General features: G+C 69.1%; 13 protein-coding genes. 6 read left to right on the forward strand and 7 right to left on the reverse strand.

The features are described 5' to 3' along the window. Positions 1-59 precede the first annotated feature (59 nt). Together ilvN and ON37_RS17210 are read right to left on the reverse strand one after the other, a co-directional pair. Entirely contained in the window at positions 60-563 is a 504-nt protein-coding gene (gene ilvN / locus ON37_RS17205) for an acetolactate synthase small subunit (RefSeq protein WP_040720620.1), read from the reverse strand. Continuing rightward, a complete protein-coding gene (locus tag ON37_RS17210) occupies positions 560-2533 on the reverse strand; it encodes an acetolactate synthase large subunit (protein WP_040720622.1) in 1974 nt (657 codons plus the stop codon). The genes ilvN and ON37_RS17210 overlap by 4 nt, the downstream gene beginning before the upstream one ends. 425 nt (positions 2534-2958) lie before the next feature. Between ON37_RS17210 and ON37_RS17215 the strand changes: the two genes are divergently transcribed. The 3 genes from ON37_RS17215 to ON37_RS17225 all read left to right on the forward strand — a co-directional run bounded on the left by ON37_RS17215 (position 2959) and on the right by ON37_RS17225 (position 7225). Continuing rightward, positions 2959-3459: a PH domain-containing protein gene (locus ON37_RS17215; RefSeq protein WP_085997322.1), complete on the forward strand. Its 501-nt coding sequence runs from the start codon at positions 2959-2961 to the stop codon at positions 3457-3459. Between the two features lie 536 nt (positions 3460-3995). Next, positions 3996-5837 carry a dihydroxy-acid dehydratase gene (ilvD, locus tag ON37_RS17220; protein ID WP_040720623.1) on the forward strand — a complete coding sequence of 614 codons (1842 nt, stop codon included), beginning with the start codon at positions 3996-3998 and terminating at the stop codon, positions 5835-5837. Between the two features lie 266 nt (positions 5838-6103). Then, the gene (locus ON37_RS17225) at positions 6104-7225 is read left to right on the forward strand and encodes a hypothetical protein (RefSeq protein WP_040720624.1); all 1122 of its coding nucleotides are present in this window, start codon (positions 6104-6106) and stop codon (positions 7223-7225) included. Between the two features lie 71 nt (positions 7226-7296). Here the strand turns inward: ON37_RS17225 and ON37_RS17230 are convergent, their stop codons facing one another. After that, on the reverse strand, positions 7297-8199 hold the full coding sequence (locus ON37_RS17230) for a DoxX family protein (protein ID WP_040720625.1): 903 nt from the start codon (positions 8197-8199) through the stop codon (positions 7297-7299). Between the two features lie 191 nt (positions 8200-8390). Here ON37_RS17230 and ON37_RS17235 point away from each other — a divergent pair, with 191 nt between their 5' ends. Beyond that, the gene (locus tag ON37_RS17235; protein ID WP_040720626.1) at positions 8391-9521 is read left to right on the forward strand and encodes a PQQ-dependent sugar dehydrogenase; all 1131 of its coding nucleotides are present in this window, start codon (positions 8391-8393) and stop codon (positions 9519-9521) included. Positions 9522-9612: 91 nt separating this feature from the next. On the opposite strand, the gene gatB is transcribed toward ON37_RS17235, so the two are convergent. From gatB to ON37_RS17255, 4 genes are all read right to left on the reverse strand, one after another. Then, positions 9613-11124 (reverse strand): Asp-tRNA(Asn)/Glu-tRNA(Gln) amidotransferase subunit GatB, encoded by a 1512-nt coding sequence (gene gatB, locus ON37_RS17240; RefSeq protein ID WP_040720710.1) that lies wholly within the window; start codon positions 11122-11124, stop codon positions 9613-9615. Positions 11125-11238: 114 nt separating this feature from the next. Next, entirely contained in the window at positions 11239-13731 is a 2493-nt protein-coding gene (locus ON37_RS17245) for an ABC transporter permease (RefSeq protein ID WP_040720628.1), read from the reverse strand. Then, positions 13728-14408, reverse strand: coding sequence for an ABC transporter ATP-binding protein (locus ON37_RS17250; RefSeq protein WP_040720630.1), 681 nt, complete (start codon positions 14406-14408; stop codon positions 13728-13730). Before ON37_RS17250 ends, ON37_RS17245 begins: the two co-directional genes overlap by 4 nt. 77 nt (positions 14409-14485) lie before the next feature. Beyond that, the gene (locus ON37_RS17255) at positions 14486-14806 is read right to left on the reverse strand and encodes a hypothetical protein (RefSeq protein ID WP_051031716.1); all 321 of its coding nucleotides are present in this window, start codon (positions 14804-14806) and stop codon (positions 14486-14488) included. 183 nt (positions 14807-14989) lie between these two features. Here ON37_RS17255 and ON37_RS17260 point away from each other — a divergent pair, with 183 nt between their 5' ends. Together ON37_RS17260 and ON37_RS17265 are read left to right on the forward strand one after the other, a co-directional pair. Next, positions 14990-16342: a sensor histidine kinase gene (locus ON37_RS17260; RefSeq protein ID WP_051031697.1), complete on the forward strand. Its 1353-nt coding sequence runs from the start codon at positions 14990-14992 to the stop codon at positions 16340-16342. Positions 16343-16389: 47 nt separating this feature from the next. Then, positions 16390-17043: a response regulator transcription factor gene (locus tag ON37_RS17265; protein ID WP_040720712.1), complete on the forward strand. Its 654-nt coding sequence runs from the start codon at positions 16390-16392 to the stop codon at positions 17041-17043. The last annotated feature ends 25 nt before the right edge of the window (positions 17044-17068 follow it).

Here is a 17068-nt window from a genome sequence, read left to right on the forward strand (position 1 = left end):
ATGGGGGTCGGGCCCCGCGTCGCGGGGAGCACCGACACCGACTGTCGATCACAGCTAACTTAGCGGGTCGCCGTGATCGACTTGGGGCCGCGGCCAACGGCCACGACTCCCGACTGCACGATCTCACGGATGCCGTACGGTTCCAGCATCCGCAGCAGTGCCTCGAGTTTCGACCGGGTGCCGGTCGCCTCGATGGTCAGCGCATCGGGCGACACGTCGATGACCTTAGCCCGGAACAGGTTGGCCGATTCGATCACCTGGGTGCGCACGCTGGCGTCGGCGCGCACCTTCACCAGGATCAGCTCGCGGGCCACCGAGGCGTCGGCGTCCTGCTCCACGATCTTGATGACGTTCACCAGCTTGTTGAGCTGCTTGGTCACCTGTTCCAGCGGCAGGTCCTCCACGGTGACGACGATGGTCATCCGCGAGATGTCCGGAACTTCGGTGCCGCCCACGGCCAGGGATTCGATATTGAATCCACGCCGGGAGAACAGGCTCGCCACCCGGGCCAGCACGCCGGGTTTGTCCTCCACCAGCACGCTGAGGGTGTGGGTGGTGCTCACAGGTTGGTCTCCTTCTGCGAAGCCCGTTCGTGCGCCGCCAGGGTCGCCTTGTCATGGGACATGGCCTCGTGGATGACGGCGGGTTCGGCGGCCTGCTCGTCATCGTCGAACAGCGGTCGGATGCCACGGGCGGCCATGATCTCGTCGTTGGAGGTGCCGGCGGCGACCATCGGCCACACCTGCGCGTCCTTGCCGACGATGAAGTCGATCACCACGGGACGGTCGTTGATCGACTGCGCCTCACGGATCGCGGCCTCGACGTCCTCTTCCTTCTCCACCCGGATGCCGTGGCAGCCCAGCGCTTCGGCGAGCTTCACGAAATCGGGGATGCGCAGGGTGTGGGTGCCGAGATCGGTGTTGGAGTAGCGCTGCTCGTAGAACAGGGTCTGCCACTGCCGGACCATGCCCAGGTTGCCGTTGTTGATCAGCGCGACCTTGATCGGGACGCCCTCGACGGCACAGGTGGCCAGCTCCTGGTTGGTCATCTGGAAGCAGCCGTCACCGTCGACCGCCCACACCTCTTTGTCCGGCGCGCCCATCTTGGCGCCCATCGCCGCGGGCACGGCGTAGCCCATGGTGCCCAGACCACCGGAGTTCAGCCAGGTGCGCGGCTTCTCGTACTTGACGAACTGCGCGGCCCACATCTGATGCTGGCCGACACCGGCCACGTAGATGGCGTCGGGTCCGGCCAGCCGTCCCAGGGTCTCGATGACGTACTCCGGCGACAGCGAACCGTCGGAGGTGGGGCCGTAGCCGAGCGGGTACTGCTTGCGCACGCCGTCCAGGTAGGTCCACCATGCGGTCAGATCCAGCAGCGGAGCCTCGGCATTGGTGAAGGTCGGATCGGATTTCAGGGTTTCGATCAGTTCGGAGATGACCTCGCGGCAGTCACCGACGATCGGCACATCGGCGTGCCGGTTCTTACCGATCTCGGCCGGGTCGATATCGGCGTGGATGACCTTCGCATGGGGCGCGAAGGAATCCAGCTGGCCGGTGACACGGTCGTCGAACCGCGCGCCCAGGGTGATCAGCAGATCCGACTTCTGCAGCGCCGCAACGGCTCCCACGGTGCCGTGCATACCGGGCATACCCATGTTGAGGGTGTGGCTGTCCGGGAACGCACCGCGCGCCATCAGGGTGGTGACCACGGGGATGCCGGTCAGTTCGGCGAGCTCGAGCAGTTCCGCCGAGGCGTCGGCCTTGATCACGCCACCGCCGACGTACAGCACGGGCGCCTTGGATTCGGCGATCATCCGCGCGGCCTCGCGCACCTGCTTACCGTGCGGTTTGGTGACCGGGCGGTAGCCGGGCAGCCGCATCTCCGGCGGCCAGCTGAAGGTGGTCTGCGCCTGCAGCACATCCTTCGGGATGTCGACCAGCACCGCGCCCGGCCGGCCCGAAGCAGCCAGATGGAAGGCCTCGGCGATGATGCGCGGGATGTCGATCGGATCGTTGACCAGGAAGTTGTGCTTGGTCACCGGCATGGTGATGCCGGAGATGTCGGCCTCCTGGAAGGCGTCGGTGCCGATCAGGCCGCGGCCGACCTGTCCGGTGATCGCCACCAGCGGCACGGAATCCATCTGCGCGTCGGCGATCGGGGTCACCAGGTTCGTCGCGCCCGGACCGGAGGTGGCCATACACACACCGACCTTGCCGGTGGCCTGGGCGTAACCGGTCGCCGCGTGTCCGGCGCCCTGCTCGTGCCGGACCAGAACGTGACGCACCCGGGTGGAATCGAAGAGCGGGTCGTAGACGGGGAGAATCGCACCGCCCGGAATCCCGAATACCGTGTCGACGCCGAGCTCCTCGAGCGAGCGGACGACGGACTGGGCGCCGGTCACCTTCTCGGGCGGGACCTGGCGGCGCGCCGGAGCGGAGGCGGCAGCTCCGGCATCTCGGGGGGTCGGCTGGGAGGCCGAGGGCGCTGGCCTGCGAGCCGAGGGCCCGGGCCGTGCAGTTGGTGCGCTCACCGTCTTTTTCCTTACTGCTTGTCGTTCACCGCTTCGCTGTCACGCGGCGCCTGCTCGGCGCTCGAGCGAACATCGAAGCCGTGAACACAACTTGTCCGAACACAAAAAAGCCCCCGTCAGCCGATGGCTGAGCGAGGGTGGCGCGTCGCAGTTGCGAGCTGACGTAGTCGACCTCGAGTCGTCAGGCTCAGCGCTGGACGCGCCGGCCGATTACGAGAAGCTCGTTTCGATTCACGCGCTCGACGGTATGCGCGCGCGGGTCGATGAGTCAAATTACTTGACGTGCGGTGTCTCATTATGTGAGACGGGGCGGTTCGAGTGTCGCTTCACCATGATGCGAGGATGGGGGTGTGTCATCGCCGCAGCAGTCCGTGCCACCAGCCCAATCGTCCCACACCGCCGAGGGCGGAACCGATACGGGGCGTGTGATCCGTATCCCCCGGCTCGGGCATCTCGGCGTGTTCATCCTGCTGTTCTGCGTGGCCTTCCCGTTCTTCGGGTGGCCGGCCGTGCTGTGGATCCTGTTCCTGATCCCGATCGCGGCCGCGTGGTGGGTGGAACGGTCGCGCACCACGGTATCGGGCCGCGGGCTCGATCTGCGTACGACCTTCGGCTCCCGGCACATCGACTGGTCTCAGGTGCAGGGACTGCGAATTCCCAAGCGCGGCTGGGTTCGGGTACATCTGACCGACGGCTCCGAGGCGGCGCTGCCCGCGGTGAGCTACGACCGGCTGAAGGATCTGGTCGCCGCCTCGGGCGGGCGGATTCCGGATCCGTTCGCCCGGCCGGAGAAGAACGCGGCGGACCCGGCCGTGGAGAACGCCGGCCCGAGCACGGCAGGCGAGGATTCGGGTGCCACGGACTCGGCGGGGGCAGGCTCGGAACCGGAATCGGTCGACAAGCCGGAGACCGGCGCCGAAGACTGAGCACGCCGCCCGACGGACCCGCCTGCCCCGCGACCCTCGAAACGGGAAAGCGAGTGGGATGTTTCACACTCTGCCCTGCGGCTCGGGGGAACAAATCCGCGCTGTCGCGGCGCTGCCCTGACTACGTCCCCACTCGGGGCGCAGTCGCCGCGATGATCGAGTCGCGGTGCGGGTCCGCGGTCGAGACCCACCCGGTTGCCCGGCCGTTCGGACCGGTTCGACGTGCGTCGTGCCGCCGCGCCACCCCGCGGCCGCACGACCACCCGCCTCCGGTGAGCACCCTCCGGTGGCGGGAGTAACGTTGAGGCGCCGAACAGACACTCTGCTCTTGCGAACAGACACCTCTGCCGACGACACCACTCGCCGACGAGAAGCTCCGCACGGCGGCCGACCAGCCCTCGGCCCCGGCCCCGGCGACCCACCGGACGACGAGCACCCGACGAGCAGAGCCACTGAACCAGGAGAGCCGCTCCGGCCACCGCGCCGCCCGGCGACGGCCACGCCCGTCGCAGAACCGACCATCGAGGACCGTATTCATGCCACCGCTTCGCTCACGCACCACCACCGCCGGACGCAATGCCGCAGGCGCACGCGCACTCTGGCGGGCGACCGGTCTCACCGACTCCGATTTCGGTAAGCCGATCGTCGCGATCGCGAACTCCTACACCCAGTTCGTGCCCGGCCACGTGCATCTGAAGGATGTCGGCGAGATCGTCGCCGACGCGGTGCGCGCCGCCGGTGGTGCGCCGCGCGAATTCCACACCATCGCCGTCGACGACGGTATCGCCATGGGTCACGGCGGCATGCTCTACTCGCTGCCCAGCCGCGAGATCATCGCGGACTCGGTCGAATACATGGTCAACGCGCACACCGCCGACGCGCTGGTGTGCATCTCCAACTGCGACAAGATCACGCCCGGCATGCTCAATGCGGCCATGCGCCTCAACATTCCGACCGTCTTCGTCTCGGGCGGTCCGATGGAGGCCGGTAAGGCCGTGGTCGTCGGCGGTGTGGCGCAGGCGCCGACCGATCTGATCACCGCCATCGCCGCCAGCGCCTCGAACGAGGTCACCGACGAGGGACTGGCCGAGGTGGAGCGCAGCGCCTGCCCGACCTGCGGCTCCTGTTCGGGCATGTTCACCGCGAATTCGATGAACTGCCTCACCGAGGCATTGGGTCTCGCACTCCCCGGCAACGGATCCACCCTCGCCACCCATGCCGCCCGGCGCGCGCTGTTCGAGCGGGCCGGCACCACCGTCGTCGAGATCGCCAACCGGTGGTACCGCGAGGACGACGACTCCGTGCTGCCGCGAAACGTGGCCAATGCCAAGGCCTTCCGCAACGCGATGGCCCTCGACGTCGCCATGGGCGGGTCCACCAACACCGTGCTGCACACCCTCGCCGCCGCACAGGAAGGCGAGATCGACTTCGACCTCGACACCATCGACGAGATCTCCCGTCGCGTTCCGTGTCTGTCGAAGGTCGCCCCGAACTCCGACTACCACATGGAGGATGTGCACCGCGCCGGTGGTATCCCCGCCATCCTGGGCGAACTGCGCCGCGGCGGACTGCTGGAAACCGATGTCACCACCGTGCACACCGCCACCCTCGACGAGTGGCTCGACACCTGGGACATCCGCTCCGGCAAGGCATCCGACGAAGCGATCGAACTGTTCCACGCCGCGCCGGGCGGCGTGCGGACCACCGTGCCGTTCTCCACCGAGAACCGCTGGTCCTCGCTGGACACCGATGCCGAGAACGGCTGCATCCGCGATATCGCGCACGCCTACACCGTCGAGGGCGGGCTCTGTGTGCTCAAGGGCAACATCGCTCCCGACGGCGCCATCCTGAAAACGGCGGGCATCGACGAGGATCTGTTCACCTTCGAAGGGCCGGCCGTGGTGCTGGAGTCCCAGGAGGACGCCGTCTCGGCGATTCTCGGCAAGAAGATCACCCCCGGCGACGTCGTCGTCATCCGGTACGAGGGGCCCGCCGGCGGACCCGGTATGCAGGAGATGCTGCATCCCACCTCGTTCCTGAAGGGCCTCGGCCTCGGCAAGGTGTGCGCGCTCATCACCGACGGCCGCTTCTCCGGCGGCACCTCGGGCCTGTCGATCGGCCACATCTCCCCCGAGGCGGCCAGCGGTGGCGCCATCGGCCTGATCGAGGACGGCGACCGCATCCGCATCGACGTGCACACGCGCGCGCTGGAACTGCTGGTCGACGACGAGGTGCTGGCCGAGCGCCGCGCCAAGATGGAGGCGCGGGAGCGGCCGTGGCAACCGGTCAACCGCGACCGGCCGATCACCACCGCCCTGCGCGCGTACGCCGCACTGGCGACCTCCGCCGACAAGGGCGCCGTCCGGCGCGTGCCCTGAGCAGCGTGTCGAGAGTGGTCGAGGGCGGGCGGTGGCCCGCCCTCGACCGTTTCGCAGCCACTGGTCGACGGTAACGAACAGGTGCCGGGCCGGGTTCCCGGACCGGCGTGCAATGCGCAGGCCCACAAGGATTTCGGCTTCCCGTCAGCGGTGAGTCGGCCATCCGCGGCCGGACATACGATGCGCATTGTTCACGCCGCGGCACGACAGGGCCTCCCGTCCGAGGATGGCTGTCGGCTGCCTGCAGTCGCCAGAAGGAACCCACCATGACCAGATATGCACATTTCGTCGGTAGCCTGCCCGAAGCCCTGCTGACCAGCGATCGAGATGTCCTGGCGTGGTTCGCAGACCGGAGCGACGGCTGGCCCCTCACCGCGGTACCGCGCGATCTCGATGCCGGCTGGGTCGTCGCGTATCTGCGAGACCTCGAAACTCGGGACGCCTTCGAGGTCGTCCGCTCCGGCGACTACGCCGACTACAGCGATATGCGCGGCTACGGCGTGCGGCCCGGCCACATCCTCGAGCCGGAGGATGTGGCGATGCGCCGGGTCGAGCGGATCGGCGAGATCGTCTCCGAATTCGAAACGCTGCAGCGCAGCCGACCCGAGCTGGCGGATAAGCGAGTTCAGATCAGCCAGCCCAACCCGCTGGATATCGCCCTGTTCGTATTCGCCGGGTCCGCGGTCGCCCAAGGCCTGCCCGTCGGGCCCGCGGTCCGCAACCTCGGCGTGGTTCGCACCGCGCTTCGATACCTACCCGTATTCACCGAGGCCGTCCTGCGGGAGATGGCCGAGGTGACCGCGCGATACGGGGATCGTGTTGTCTGGCAGGTGGAATCACCGATTGCCACCCTCGGCATGGTCAAGGCCGAACAACTGCGGGCGCAGTGGGCACTGGGTCCGCTGCTGGCACGCCAGCTCGCCGGATTCCTGGTCCGCGCCCACGAGATCGGCGCGGCGACCACCCTGCACCTGTGCTACGGCGACCACAAGCACCAGAATCTGCTGGCCCCTCGCAGCCTCGCGCCGGCGGTGAAGCTGCTCGGCCACGTCTCCGGGCTGCTGGGCACCCGTGGGGTGCCACTGCCGACCGTCCATGTCCCGTGCGCCTACGGCGCCGATCCGGCGCCGTCCGCGCCGTCGTTCTACCGTCCGTTGGCAGGTTTGGACCCGGCCTGGCAGCTGATCGCCGGCGTGGTGTCTCCCGATGATGTCGACGGCAGCATCCGCGCGCTGACCCTGTTCGAAGAGGCGTCGCGCCGGACCGCATACGGTGTGGCCACCGCCTGTGGGCTCGGCCGGCGAACCGTCGACGACGCCCGCGCCGCGGCCGCCGCCACGATCACCGTCGCCCGGGCCGGCGTCGGTGCGCTCGCCGACCAGAGCTGACGCGGCCGCGAATCACCGGGGCAGGTGGCGGCGGGGCACCGGAGTTGTGCTTCGCCGCCCCCTGCCGGACGCTAGAAGATCCCCACGAACGGGTTGCCGCCGTGCAGGAAGATCCAGCCGGCGGCGGCCGCCGCGAGCGCCAGGATCAGGCATACGAACGAGCCCCACGACGGCCGAACCGCCCAGCCGCGATTGCGATCGAAGGACAGGCGACCGGGGCCGGTGAGAATCAACGATGCCGCGGCACCGGCGAGGATCGACTCCAATTCGACCGGCCTGTACTGGAAGTCGGGGGCCATCCCCTGCTTCCACAGCCAGGCGGTCGAAATGGAGGCCAGAACCGCACCGGCCGCGAGCGGGGTGGCCAGGCCGAGAATGATCAACGCGCCGCCGCCGACCTCGGAGACGGTGAGCATCGCGGTGGACAGCTCGATATGTTTCCAGCCGCCGTGCTCGAGCATCTGCCGGGTGCCGTCCAGGCCCGGTCCGTGAAACCAACCCGCCAGCTTCTGCAGGCCGTGGTAGAGAAACGTCAGCCCGACGGTCAACCGCAGGCCGAGCAGACCCAGTTCCGTTGTGCCACGCCGGCATTCACGCGGGCGGCGGCGCCGTTCGCCGTCGCCGTTGGTCGGCGCGGGCGGAATGCTGGCGAAGGCGTAGGTGGGCGCGTCGGCGGCCTCGCCCTCGGATACAGACGTCGGTTGCGGAGCCGGGTGGTCGGCGGCATCCGCCGCTGCGGTGGCGCCGGCCGCCGGGGTGGCGGCTGCCGGAGTGGCGGCACCTGCCGCGGGTACCTCCGGTTCCATGCCGAGATCGTCCTCGGTCCGTGGAACGTCTTTGCCCACAGCGGGTTTCACCGAGGGGAATTCGCCGGTCGGGTTGTCGTAGGGGCTGCCTGCCGACGATCCGGATGGACCGTCGGACGAGCCCGACGACTGGTGCGATTCCGGTGGTTGATTCGGCTTGTCCGTCACGGGCACAGAGTATGACGCGAAACGGGCGCGCACGTGATCCCTTCCCGGCGTGTCAGCCGCCACCGGCCCGGTCGAGGCCGGGACCGCCGAGTGCGCCGCGGTCGAGTCGCACCGGAGTCACCGGGACGCCGGTCGGAGCGCGCATGGACCCCTGCGAGCGCGCGCGGCGGGATTTCCGTAACGTTTGGGCAATGAGTGTGGTTGTCGTCGGCCGTGTCGCGTCGATCCTCGCCGTCACCGCCGGCTTGGTGGTCGGTTGTGCCCGCTTCGATGATTCCGCGTCCAAACCGTTCACTCCCGCACCCACCATCGAACCCGAGGGACAGGGTCCGACCAGCGAGCCGAAGACGCCGCCGCCCACCGGGCAGCGGCCGACAGGTCCGTGTATCGATCCGGATCCGGCGGTGGTGGTGTCGTGTCTGGACACCACGGGCGGGCTGACGGTCCTGCCCGACGGTCAGCAGGCGCTGGTCACCGAACGCACCACCGGCCGGCTCCTGAAGGTCACCGCGGTCGATCCCAGCCAGGCGCCACCGCCGCCGCTCGAGGTGGCGCGGGTCGACGTGGACGCGACCGGTGACGGCGGCCTCAGCGATGTCGCGCTGTCCCCGAGCTACGGCGAGGACGGCCTGATCTACGCCTACATCACCACCGCCTCGGACAACCGCGTGGTCCGCATCGGCGCCGGCGGTGAGCCGAAGCCGATCCTGACCGGAATCCCGAAGGGCGCGAACGGGAATCACGGCTCCCTCGCCTTCGTCACGCCGACCAGACTGGCGGTGCTGACCGGCGATGCCGGCAATCCGGGAGCCGCGAACGACCCCGGCTCGCTCGCGGGCAAACTGCTCGAGATCGACGATCCGGCGCCCGGCAATGCCAATCCGAAGGTGGTGGCGTCCGGCGTCGGCAGCGCCGGCGGGGTGTGCCCCGACCACAAGGACACCATCTGGTTCACCGACCGCACCGCCACCGAGGACCGGTTGCAGCGGCTGGGCCCCGACGGGACCGTGAGCACCGCCTGGACCTGGCCCGACAAGCCGGGTGCCGGTGGTTGTGCGGCCGCCGTGGACGGTGTGGCGATCGCGATGTCGGGCGCCAAGGCGCTGGCCTTCGCGGATGCCGATCCCAACACGCACGCCGTGACGACCGCGCCGACCATGGTCGCGCAGGACAAGTACGGATCGCTCGGCGGCGCCACGCTGGGCGGCGACGGCAACGTCTGGGTCGGCACGGTCAACAAACCGGCCGCCCCCGGGCCGCTGGACGACCGGATCGTCCGCATTCCGCCGCCGAAGGGTGGCGCCGGCGGCGGACCGGACTGATCCGATTCCGGCCGGACACCGCGAAGGCCCGGTCCTTGGGACCGGGCCTTCGCGGTTCGGGCTCGTCGTTCGGGCCGGTAGGGTTCCGACGTCAGGCGGCGCCGCAGGCGGCCAGCACCAGTTCGCGCACCCGGGCGGCGTCGGCCTGGCCGCGGGTGGCCTTCATGACGTCACCGACGATCTTGCCCGCGGCCTGGACCTTGCCGGAGCGGATCTTGTCGGCGATATCGGGGTTCGCGGCGAGAGCCTTGTCGACCTCGGCCTGCAGGGCGGAATCGTCGGAGACCATGCCGAGGCCCTTGGCTTCGACGATCTGCCCCGGATCGCCCTCACCGGCCAGGACGAAGTCGACCACCTGCCGGGCGACCTTCGAGTTGATCGTCTTGGCGTCGACCAGCGCGACCACCTCGGCGACCTGCTTCGGGGTGATCGGCAGATCCTCGAGCGCGACCTCCCGCTCCTTGGCCTGCTCGGTGAGGTAGTTGACCCACCAGGCGCGGGCGGCGTCGACCGAGGTGCCGGCATCGACGGTGGCGATGATCAGGTCCAGTGCACCGGCATTGATCAGATCGCGGAACACCTCGTCGGACAGGCCCCACTCGGCCTGGATACGGGCGCGGCGCAGCCACGGATACTCCGGGATGGTGCCGCGCAGCTCCTCGACCCACTCGGCGTCGGGGGCGATCGGCTCCAGGTCCGGCTCCGGGAAGTAGCGGTAGTCTTCCGCGGTCTCCTTGACGCGGCCCGGTGAGGTGGAGCCGTCGCCCTCGTGGAAGTGGCGGGTCTCCTGGATCACGGTGCCGCCGGAACTGAGTACCGCGCCCTGGCGGCGCATCTCGTAGCGCACCGCGACCTCGACGCTACGCAGCGAGTTGACGTTCTTGGTTTCGGTCCGGGTGCCGAATTCCGTTGCGCCCTTGGGCATCAGCGAGACATTGGCGTCGCAGCGCAGCGAACCCTGCTCCATCTTGACATCGGAGACGCCGAGCGCCTTCAACAGGTCACGCAGCGCGGTCACGTACGCACGGGCCACCTCGGGTGCGCGTTCGCCGGCCCCGGTGATCGGCTTGGTGACGATCTCGATGAGCGGCACGCCGGCCCGGTTGTAGTCCAGCAGCGAATGACTCGCGCCGTGGATGCGGCCGGTGGCGCCGCCCACGTGCAGGGACTTACCGGTGTCCTCCTCCATGTGGGCGCGTTCGATGTCGACCCGGAAGGTGGAGCCGTCGTCGAGCAGCACATCGAGGTAGCCGTCGGTGGCGATCGGCTCGTCGTACTGACTGATCTGGTAGTTCTTCGGCTGATCCGGGTAGAAGTAGTTCTTCCGCGCGAACCGGCCCCACGGCGTGATCGAGCAGTTCAGCGCCAATCCGATGCGGATCGCCGACTCCACGGCCTTCTGGTTGACCACCGGCAGCGAACCCGGCAGGCCGAGGCAGACCGGGCACACCTGGGTGTTCGGCTCGGCACCGAAGGCCGTCGGGCACCCGCAGAACATCTTGGTTTCGGTGCCCAGTTCGACGTGCACCTCCATGCCCAGCACCGGCTCGTACCGGTCGATGACATCGGCATAGTCCATCAAGTCCACCGTGGGTGCAGTCATGTCCATCAGTTTATGTAAGGGCACCGACGACGCTGCGCCGACCCGAGGCGTCCGGGCCCGCCGCCGGAGCAGCTCCACGCGCCCGGCTGCGTGGAGCTTCCCCTCCTCGCTCGATCAGTCGACAGCGATGGCCTCGACGATCGGCATGCGGGCCGCGCGCAGCGACGGCGGGATCGAGCCGAGCAGAGCCAGGACCAGCGCGGCGGCGGCGTAGACCAGCAGCAGGGGGTTCGGGCGGTAGACCACGTCGATGGTCATCGCGTGGCTCATCGCCGTGGTGGCCAGGTATTGGACGGCGGCGCCGACCGCCAAGCCGAGCAGCGCGCCGGTCACTCCGATCCCGGCGGCTTCGGTGAGGACCGTGCGCAGCAGGAATCGGCGGCTGGTGCCCATGGCACGCAGTACCCCGAGTTCGCGACGGCGTTCCAGGACCGACAGCATCAGCGTATTCAGCAGGGCCGCGGTCGACACCAACACCACGATCCACAGGATCGATCCGGCCAGCGACGTGCCCTGTCGCACCCCTTGCGATACCGCGGCCAGTGCCTGTGCACCGGTATCGACGTGCAGACCGGCCGGGACCACCGCGCGGATACCCGCGAGCACCCGATCCCGGTCGGCGCCCGGTTCGAAGCTCACGCCGAGAATCGTCTCCCCCGGCCGTTCGTACCACTGCCGCAGGACGTCGAGATCCATCAGCACGATGCCCGACAGCGCGGAGAAGTACGGGATCACCTGCAGCACCCGTACCCGATGGATACCGGTCGGGGTGGGCAATTGCAGCTGGGTACCGGTCCCCGCGCCGAGCGAGCGCGCCACATCCCGCGACAGCACGACGCCCTCGCCGGCCGTCATCCGGCGCAGCACCTCGGGTCCCAACTGTTCGAGCACGGAGGAACGAATATTGGCCTGGTAGGCCTGCAACATCACCCGGGCGCTGCCCACGGTGGCGAAGGCCATCTGCGCCGAGCCCACATCGGCCACCCCCGGCACCTGCCGCACCTTCTCCTTCAGATCAGCCGGAAGCACTGGGCCCGTAGGGAATTCGGCCAGCGAGGTGGGGCTGACGTAGGCGTCGCGCCGAGCCAGATCCGCGAACGAGTCGGTGGCCGAATCCACCAAGTTGCCCGATGCCCCGCCCATGGCAACCGTGGCGGTGACACCGATCATCACCGTCATCGCCGTCGCCCAGACGCGGCGCGGCGCCCGCTCGACGGTCGTGGCGCCGAACGCGCCCGGCGCGCCGAACAGCCGCGACACCCGGGCGGCCAACCGGACGATCGGGCCCATCGCGGCGAAACACACTCCGACCGCACCGGCGATGGACAGCGAAATCGCCGCCAGCGAGCCCCGGCCCAGATCGGCCCGTGCGATGGAGACGGCGGCGGCGACCGCTGCGAGACCACCCACGAGCGCGCCCCAGCGCAGCCACGGCCCCACCGCATCCGCCTTGGACACCCCCACCGGCGCCAGCGCCTCGACCGGCTCCACCTTGTAGACCTGACGCGCCGCGATCGCGGCCGCCGCCACACTGGCGAGCACGCACGCCCCGATGGCGAACGGAATCGCGTACCCGGGGACCAGATATTCCGTGCGGGTCTCCACCGCCGCGACCATGGCCGACGGGATGGTGTCGATCGATAGTCGCCCGGCGAAAATGCCGACGACGGAACCGATCGCCCCGCCGACGAGCCCGATGACAGCCGCTTCGACGAGCAGATCGCGCACCATCGGCCCGCGTCGCCCGCCGATCGCACGCAACATCGACAGCATCGGACGACGTTGTGCGACCGCCATACTCATGGCGTTGTAGATCAGAAATCCCGAAACGATCAGAGCCGCAGCCGAAGCCATCGTCGTCGAGAACCGCACCAATTGAACAGCCCCGCTCGCCTGTGCGGTGCGCAGGCTCGGTTCGGCCACGACGGCACGCCCGTTCACGAGCGTGGTCAATGCCGAACGCAACTGCGCCACACCGGTTCCCGGCTTCGGCACGATCTGAATCGAATCGAGCATCCCCGCCCGCCCGGCGAGTCCCTGAGCGACCGGCAGGGTGGCGATCACGACATGACCGCTGTTGAGTTTGCGCGAGGTGGCGTCGTCGAGCACCCCGGCCACGGTGACCTGCCCGGCGCCGAGCGGGAACGACTCACCCTCGTGCCGGCCCAGTCCCGCGCCGACCAGAACACCGTCGGGCACGGTGAGCAGCTTCGCCGCCTGGGCGCTCATCGCCGCATTCAGGTCGCTGCCCAATGCGGCCACCGAGGCGTCGGCTCCGATGAGCAGCGTGCGGTCGGCCGGGTTACCGATTCCGGTCCGGATCATCGGCACCGCGGCCCCGACCCCGGGCACCGCCCGCACTTGCGGCAGCAGGTCCTGCCCGAATCCGCTGTCGGTGATGCCGGAGATCTCGAGTTGGGCGTTACCGCCCAGCGCCGAGGTCAGCCGGTCCACCGAGCCGGTCACCGAGCCGGAGATGCTGAGCACCGCCACCAGCAGTCCCGCCGATACCGCCATGACCGCCATCGACATGGCGGTGCGGCCCTTATGGGTGAACAGCTCTCCGATATTGAACAGCCGCAACCGATCCCAGCCGGCCGTGATCACGCGCGCACCACCTCGTCGGCGGCGATTCGTCCGTCCCGCAGGGTGATCACGCGGTCGCAGTAGTCGACCGCGCCCTGGTCGTGAGTCACCATCACCACCGAAGTGCCCGTTGCGGAGATCTCACCGAGCAGTTCCAGGATGGCGGCGCCGGTCCTGGAGTCCAGATTGCCGGTGGGCTCGTCGGCCAGGATCAGCGGTGGATCCATGATCAGCGCGCGGGCGACGGCCACCCGCTGCATCTGGCCGCCGGACAGTTCGGCGGGGCGATGTTCGGCGCGATCGGCCAGGCCCACCCGGGCGAGCAGTTCCAGCGCCCGGGGTTTGGCCTTGCGTAATCCGGTGCCGTCCAGCAGTTTCGGGACCGCGACGTTCTCCCAGGCCGACAGCGTCGGCAGCAGATTGAAGAATTGGAAGACGAAGCCGACTCGGTGGCGGCGGAATTCGGACTGCCGGGTGTCGTCGAGGGAGCCGATCTCCGCGCCGCGGAAGGTGATGGAACCGGAGTCGGGCGAGTCCAGCGCGCCGAGCAGATGCAGCAGAGTGCTCTTGCCGGAGCCGGAGGGGCCGATGACGGCGGTGAATTCCCCTGTCTCGACACGCAGGCAGATGTGGTCGAGAGCGCGGACCCGCTGTTCACCCACCCGGTATTCCTTGACGACGTCGGTCAATTCCAACATGACGGTCGCCCCACCCCTTTCTGCTGACGGTTGCCGTGGCTCGCGAATTCCGCGGTGCCGCAACCGGTTCGAGTCGGCTACCGGGCCAGTGCCGGCTCGCGGCGCCGAGGCCGGAGCTCGTGTGCGTCGAGTACGGCACGCAGCACGGGTTGTTCGGCGGCCAGTTCCAGATAGGCCTCGGCCGGCGATTGTCCCTGCACCTGGGCTTGGTCCAGTTTCGCGTGCAGGTGGTTGTCCCACCGATACCGCAGGGCGGCAAGGACTCCGGCCGGGCCGCCGAAGAGCCGGTCGCATTCGGGCAGGTCGTAGAACAGTCCCGGGGTGGCCGGATCGACGGCCGCGCGAGCGAGGACCTCGTGCAGGATTTCGGTACGAGCGTGCTGGTCTTGCCAAGTCATCGCACCCATCTCCTCGGGCCGGGTGCCCGAACCTTCCGCCGGACACTGTGCGACTCACGCTACGGCGGCCGACCCGCGGATACGTCGTGCCGCAGACGAGACTTCGGGTCCTACCGCGGTAGGAGCGCGGGCCCTTTCCCGGAACGATGCAGCGACCACCCGTCGGCGACTAGCCTGACTGTTATGGATCTGACCAGCGCCGACGACCGTGCGGAGGTAGCGCCGCACGCGCCGCGGCGCCCGGGCCGGACCCGCTTGGCGCTGGGGCGGGTCGTGCGCCGCGTCGTCGACCTCGTGCAGGATCCGGCCGGTACCCTGCGCCGGCGGGTCGAGGAGATGTCCTACGGCTATCCCGTCTCGGTGGTGGTCACCGCGGATGTCGCGGTGGTGGTGTCGGCGGTGGCGGCCGCGGCGCTGCGTAGCCAGTACTTCTCGACCGGCGTGCCCTTCCTCGCGGTGGCGCTGTTGTTCGCCTGCTATCCGCTGCTGTTCTTCTTCGACCTGACCCCCAAGCCGGTGGTCTTCGGCCTGTCCGCGCTTACCGCCCAGGCGCTGTTCCTGTTGCAGCCGGTCTCACCCGACTGTTCGCCGTTGGTGTTGACCGTGATGGTGGGCATGATCGGCGCGATCGCGCCGAAACGGGTCAGCCTGTTCTGGATGCTCGCGGCCGTGGCCGAGATGCTGATCTTCTACGCCCTGGGCTACGGCGAACTCGTGCAGGTCTACGTGGTCGCGATCGTGCTGGGCTGGATGGTCGGGCTGATGCTGCAGTTCCAGCGGCAGTCACTCGATCAGGAGCGCGAGAACCAGGCCATCAGGTCGGCCCAGGCGGCCGACGACGAACGCCGCCGGATCGCCCGCGAAGTGCACGACGTGATCGCCCATTCGCTCAGTGTGACGTTGCTGCACCTGACCGCGGCCCGGCACGCGCTGGAAACCGATCGCGATGTGGACGAGGCGATCGACGCGCTGGGCGATGCCGAACGACTCGGCCGGCAGGCGATGGCCGATATCCGGCAGACCGTCGGCCTGCTCGATCAACGGCCCTCGGCGCTGACACCGGAACCGGGTCTGGAGGACATCGCCGATCTGGTCGCCGACTTCGTGGGCGCGGGCCTGCCGGTGCGCTACCGCCTGACCGGTGACACCGCCGCGGTCTCGGCATCGACGGGTCTGGCGCTGTATCGGATCAGCCAGGAATCGCTGTCCAATATCGCCAAGCACGCGCCGGGCGCCGACGCGACCCTGGACATCGAGGTCACACCCATGGAAGTGACGGTGCGCGTGCGCAATACGCTGCCGCAGGGCCCGGCGCCCCGCACCGGCCGCGGGATGGGGATCAGCGGTATGCGCCAGCGCACGGCCACGTTGAACGGCACCCTGACCGCCGGGCGGTCGGGCGACTGCTGGCAGGTCCGCGCCCGCATTCCGCTCGCGCCCGACGAGGTGTGCCCGGTGACCGGGCTCGACGATCCACTGGGGATGGTGCGCGACGCGATCACCGCACTCACGCGCAAACGACAGGAGGACAGGTGAATCCGGGTCAGTCCCCGCTCGCGGACAGCGAGACCGCTACCACCACGGTGCTCGTCGTCGACGATCAGGAACTCGTCCGTGGCGGACTGCGCCGGATCCTGCGCCGTCGCGACGGCTTCGCGGTGGTCGAGTGCAGCGACGGTGACGAGGTACCGGCTGCGCTGGCCGAGCATCGTCCCGACGTGGTGCTGATGGATCTGCGGATGAAGCGGGTCGGCGGGATCGATGCCACCCGCCGGCTGCGCGCCCGCGCCGACGCCCCGCCGGTGCTCGTCCTCACCACGTTCGACGACGACACTCTGCTCTCGGGGGCGTTGCGGGCGGGTGCGGCGGGCTTCATCCTGAAGGACTCCCCCGCCGAGGATCTGATCCGAGCCGTACGCACCGTGGCCGAGGGCGGGTCGTGGCTGGATCCGTCGGTCACCGGCCGCGTGCTCTCGGCCTATCGCACGGCACGCCCGGCGCCGGCCGACTCGCACGCACGGATGCGGGAGTTGACCGCCCGCGAACTCGAGGTGCTCAAACTCATCGGCCGCGGCCGGGTCAATTCCGAGATCGCGGCCGAACTCGGTATCTCCGAAGTAACGGTAAAGAGCCACGTCGGACATATTTTCGGCAAGCTCGGGTTACGGGACCGAGCAGCGGCGATCGTGTTCGCGTTTGACCACGGCGTGGTCGCACCCGGAGAATCGGCGTTCTGAGGGGCAGGCAACCCGGTGCGGCGCC

Source organism: Nocardia veterana NBRC 100344 (genome assembly GCF_000308855.1).
Classification (GTDB): Bacteria; Actinomycetota; Actinomycetes; order Mycobacteriales; family Mycobacteriaceae; genus Nocardia; species Nocardia veterana.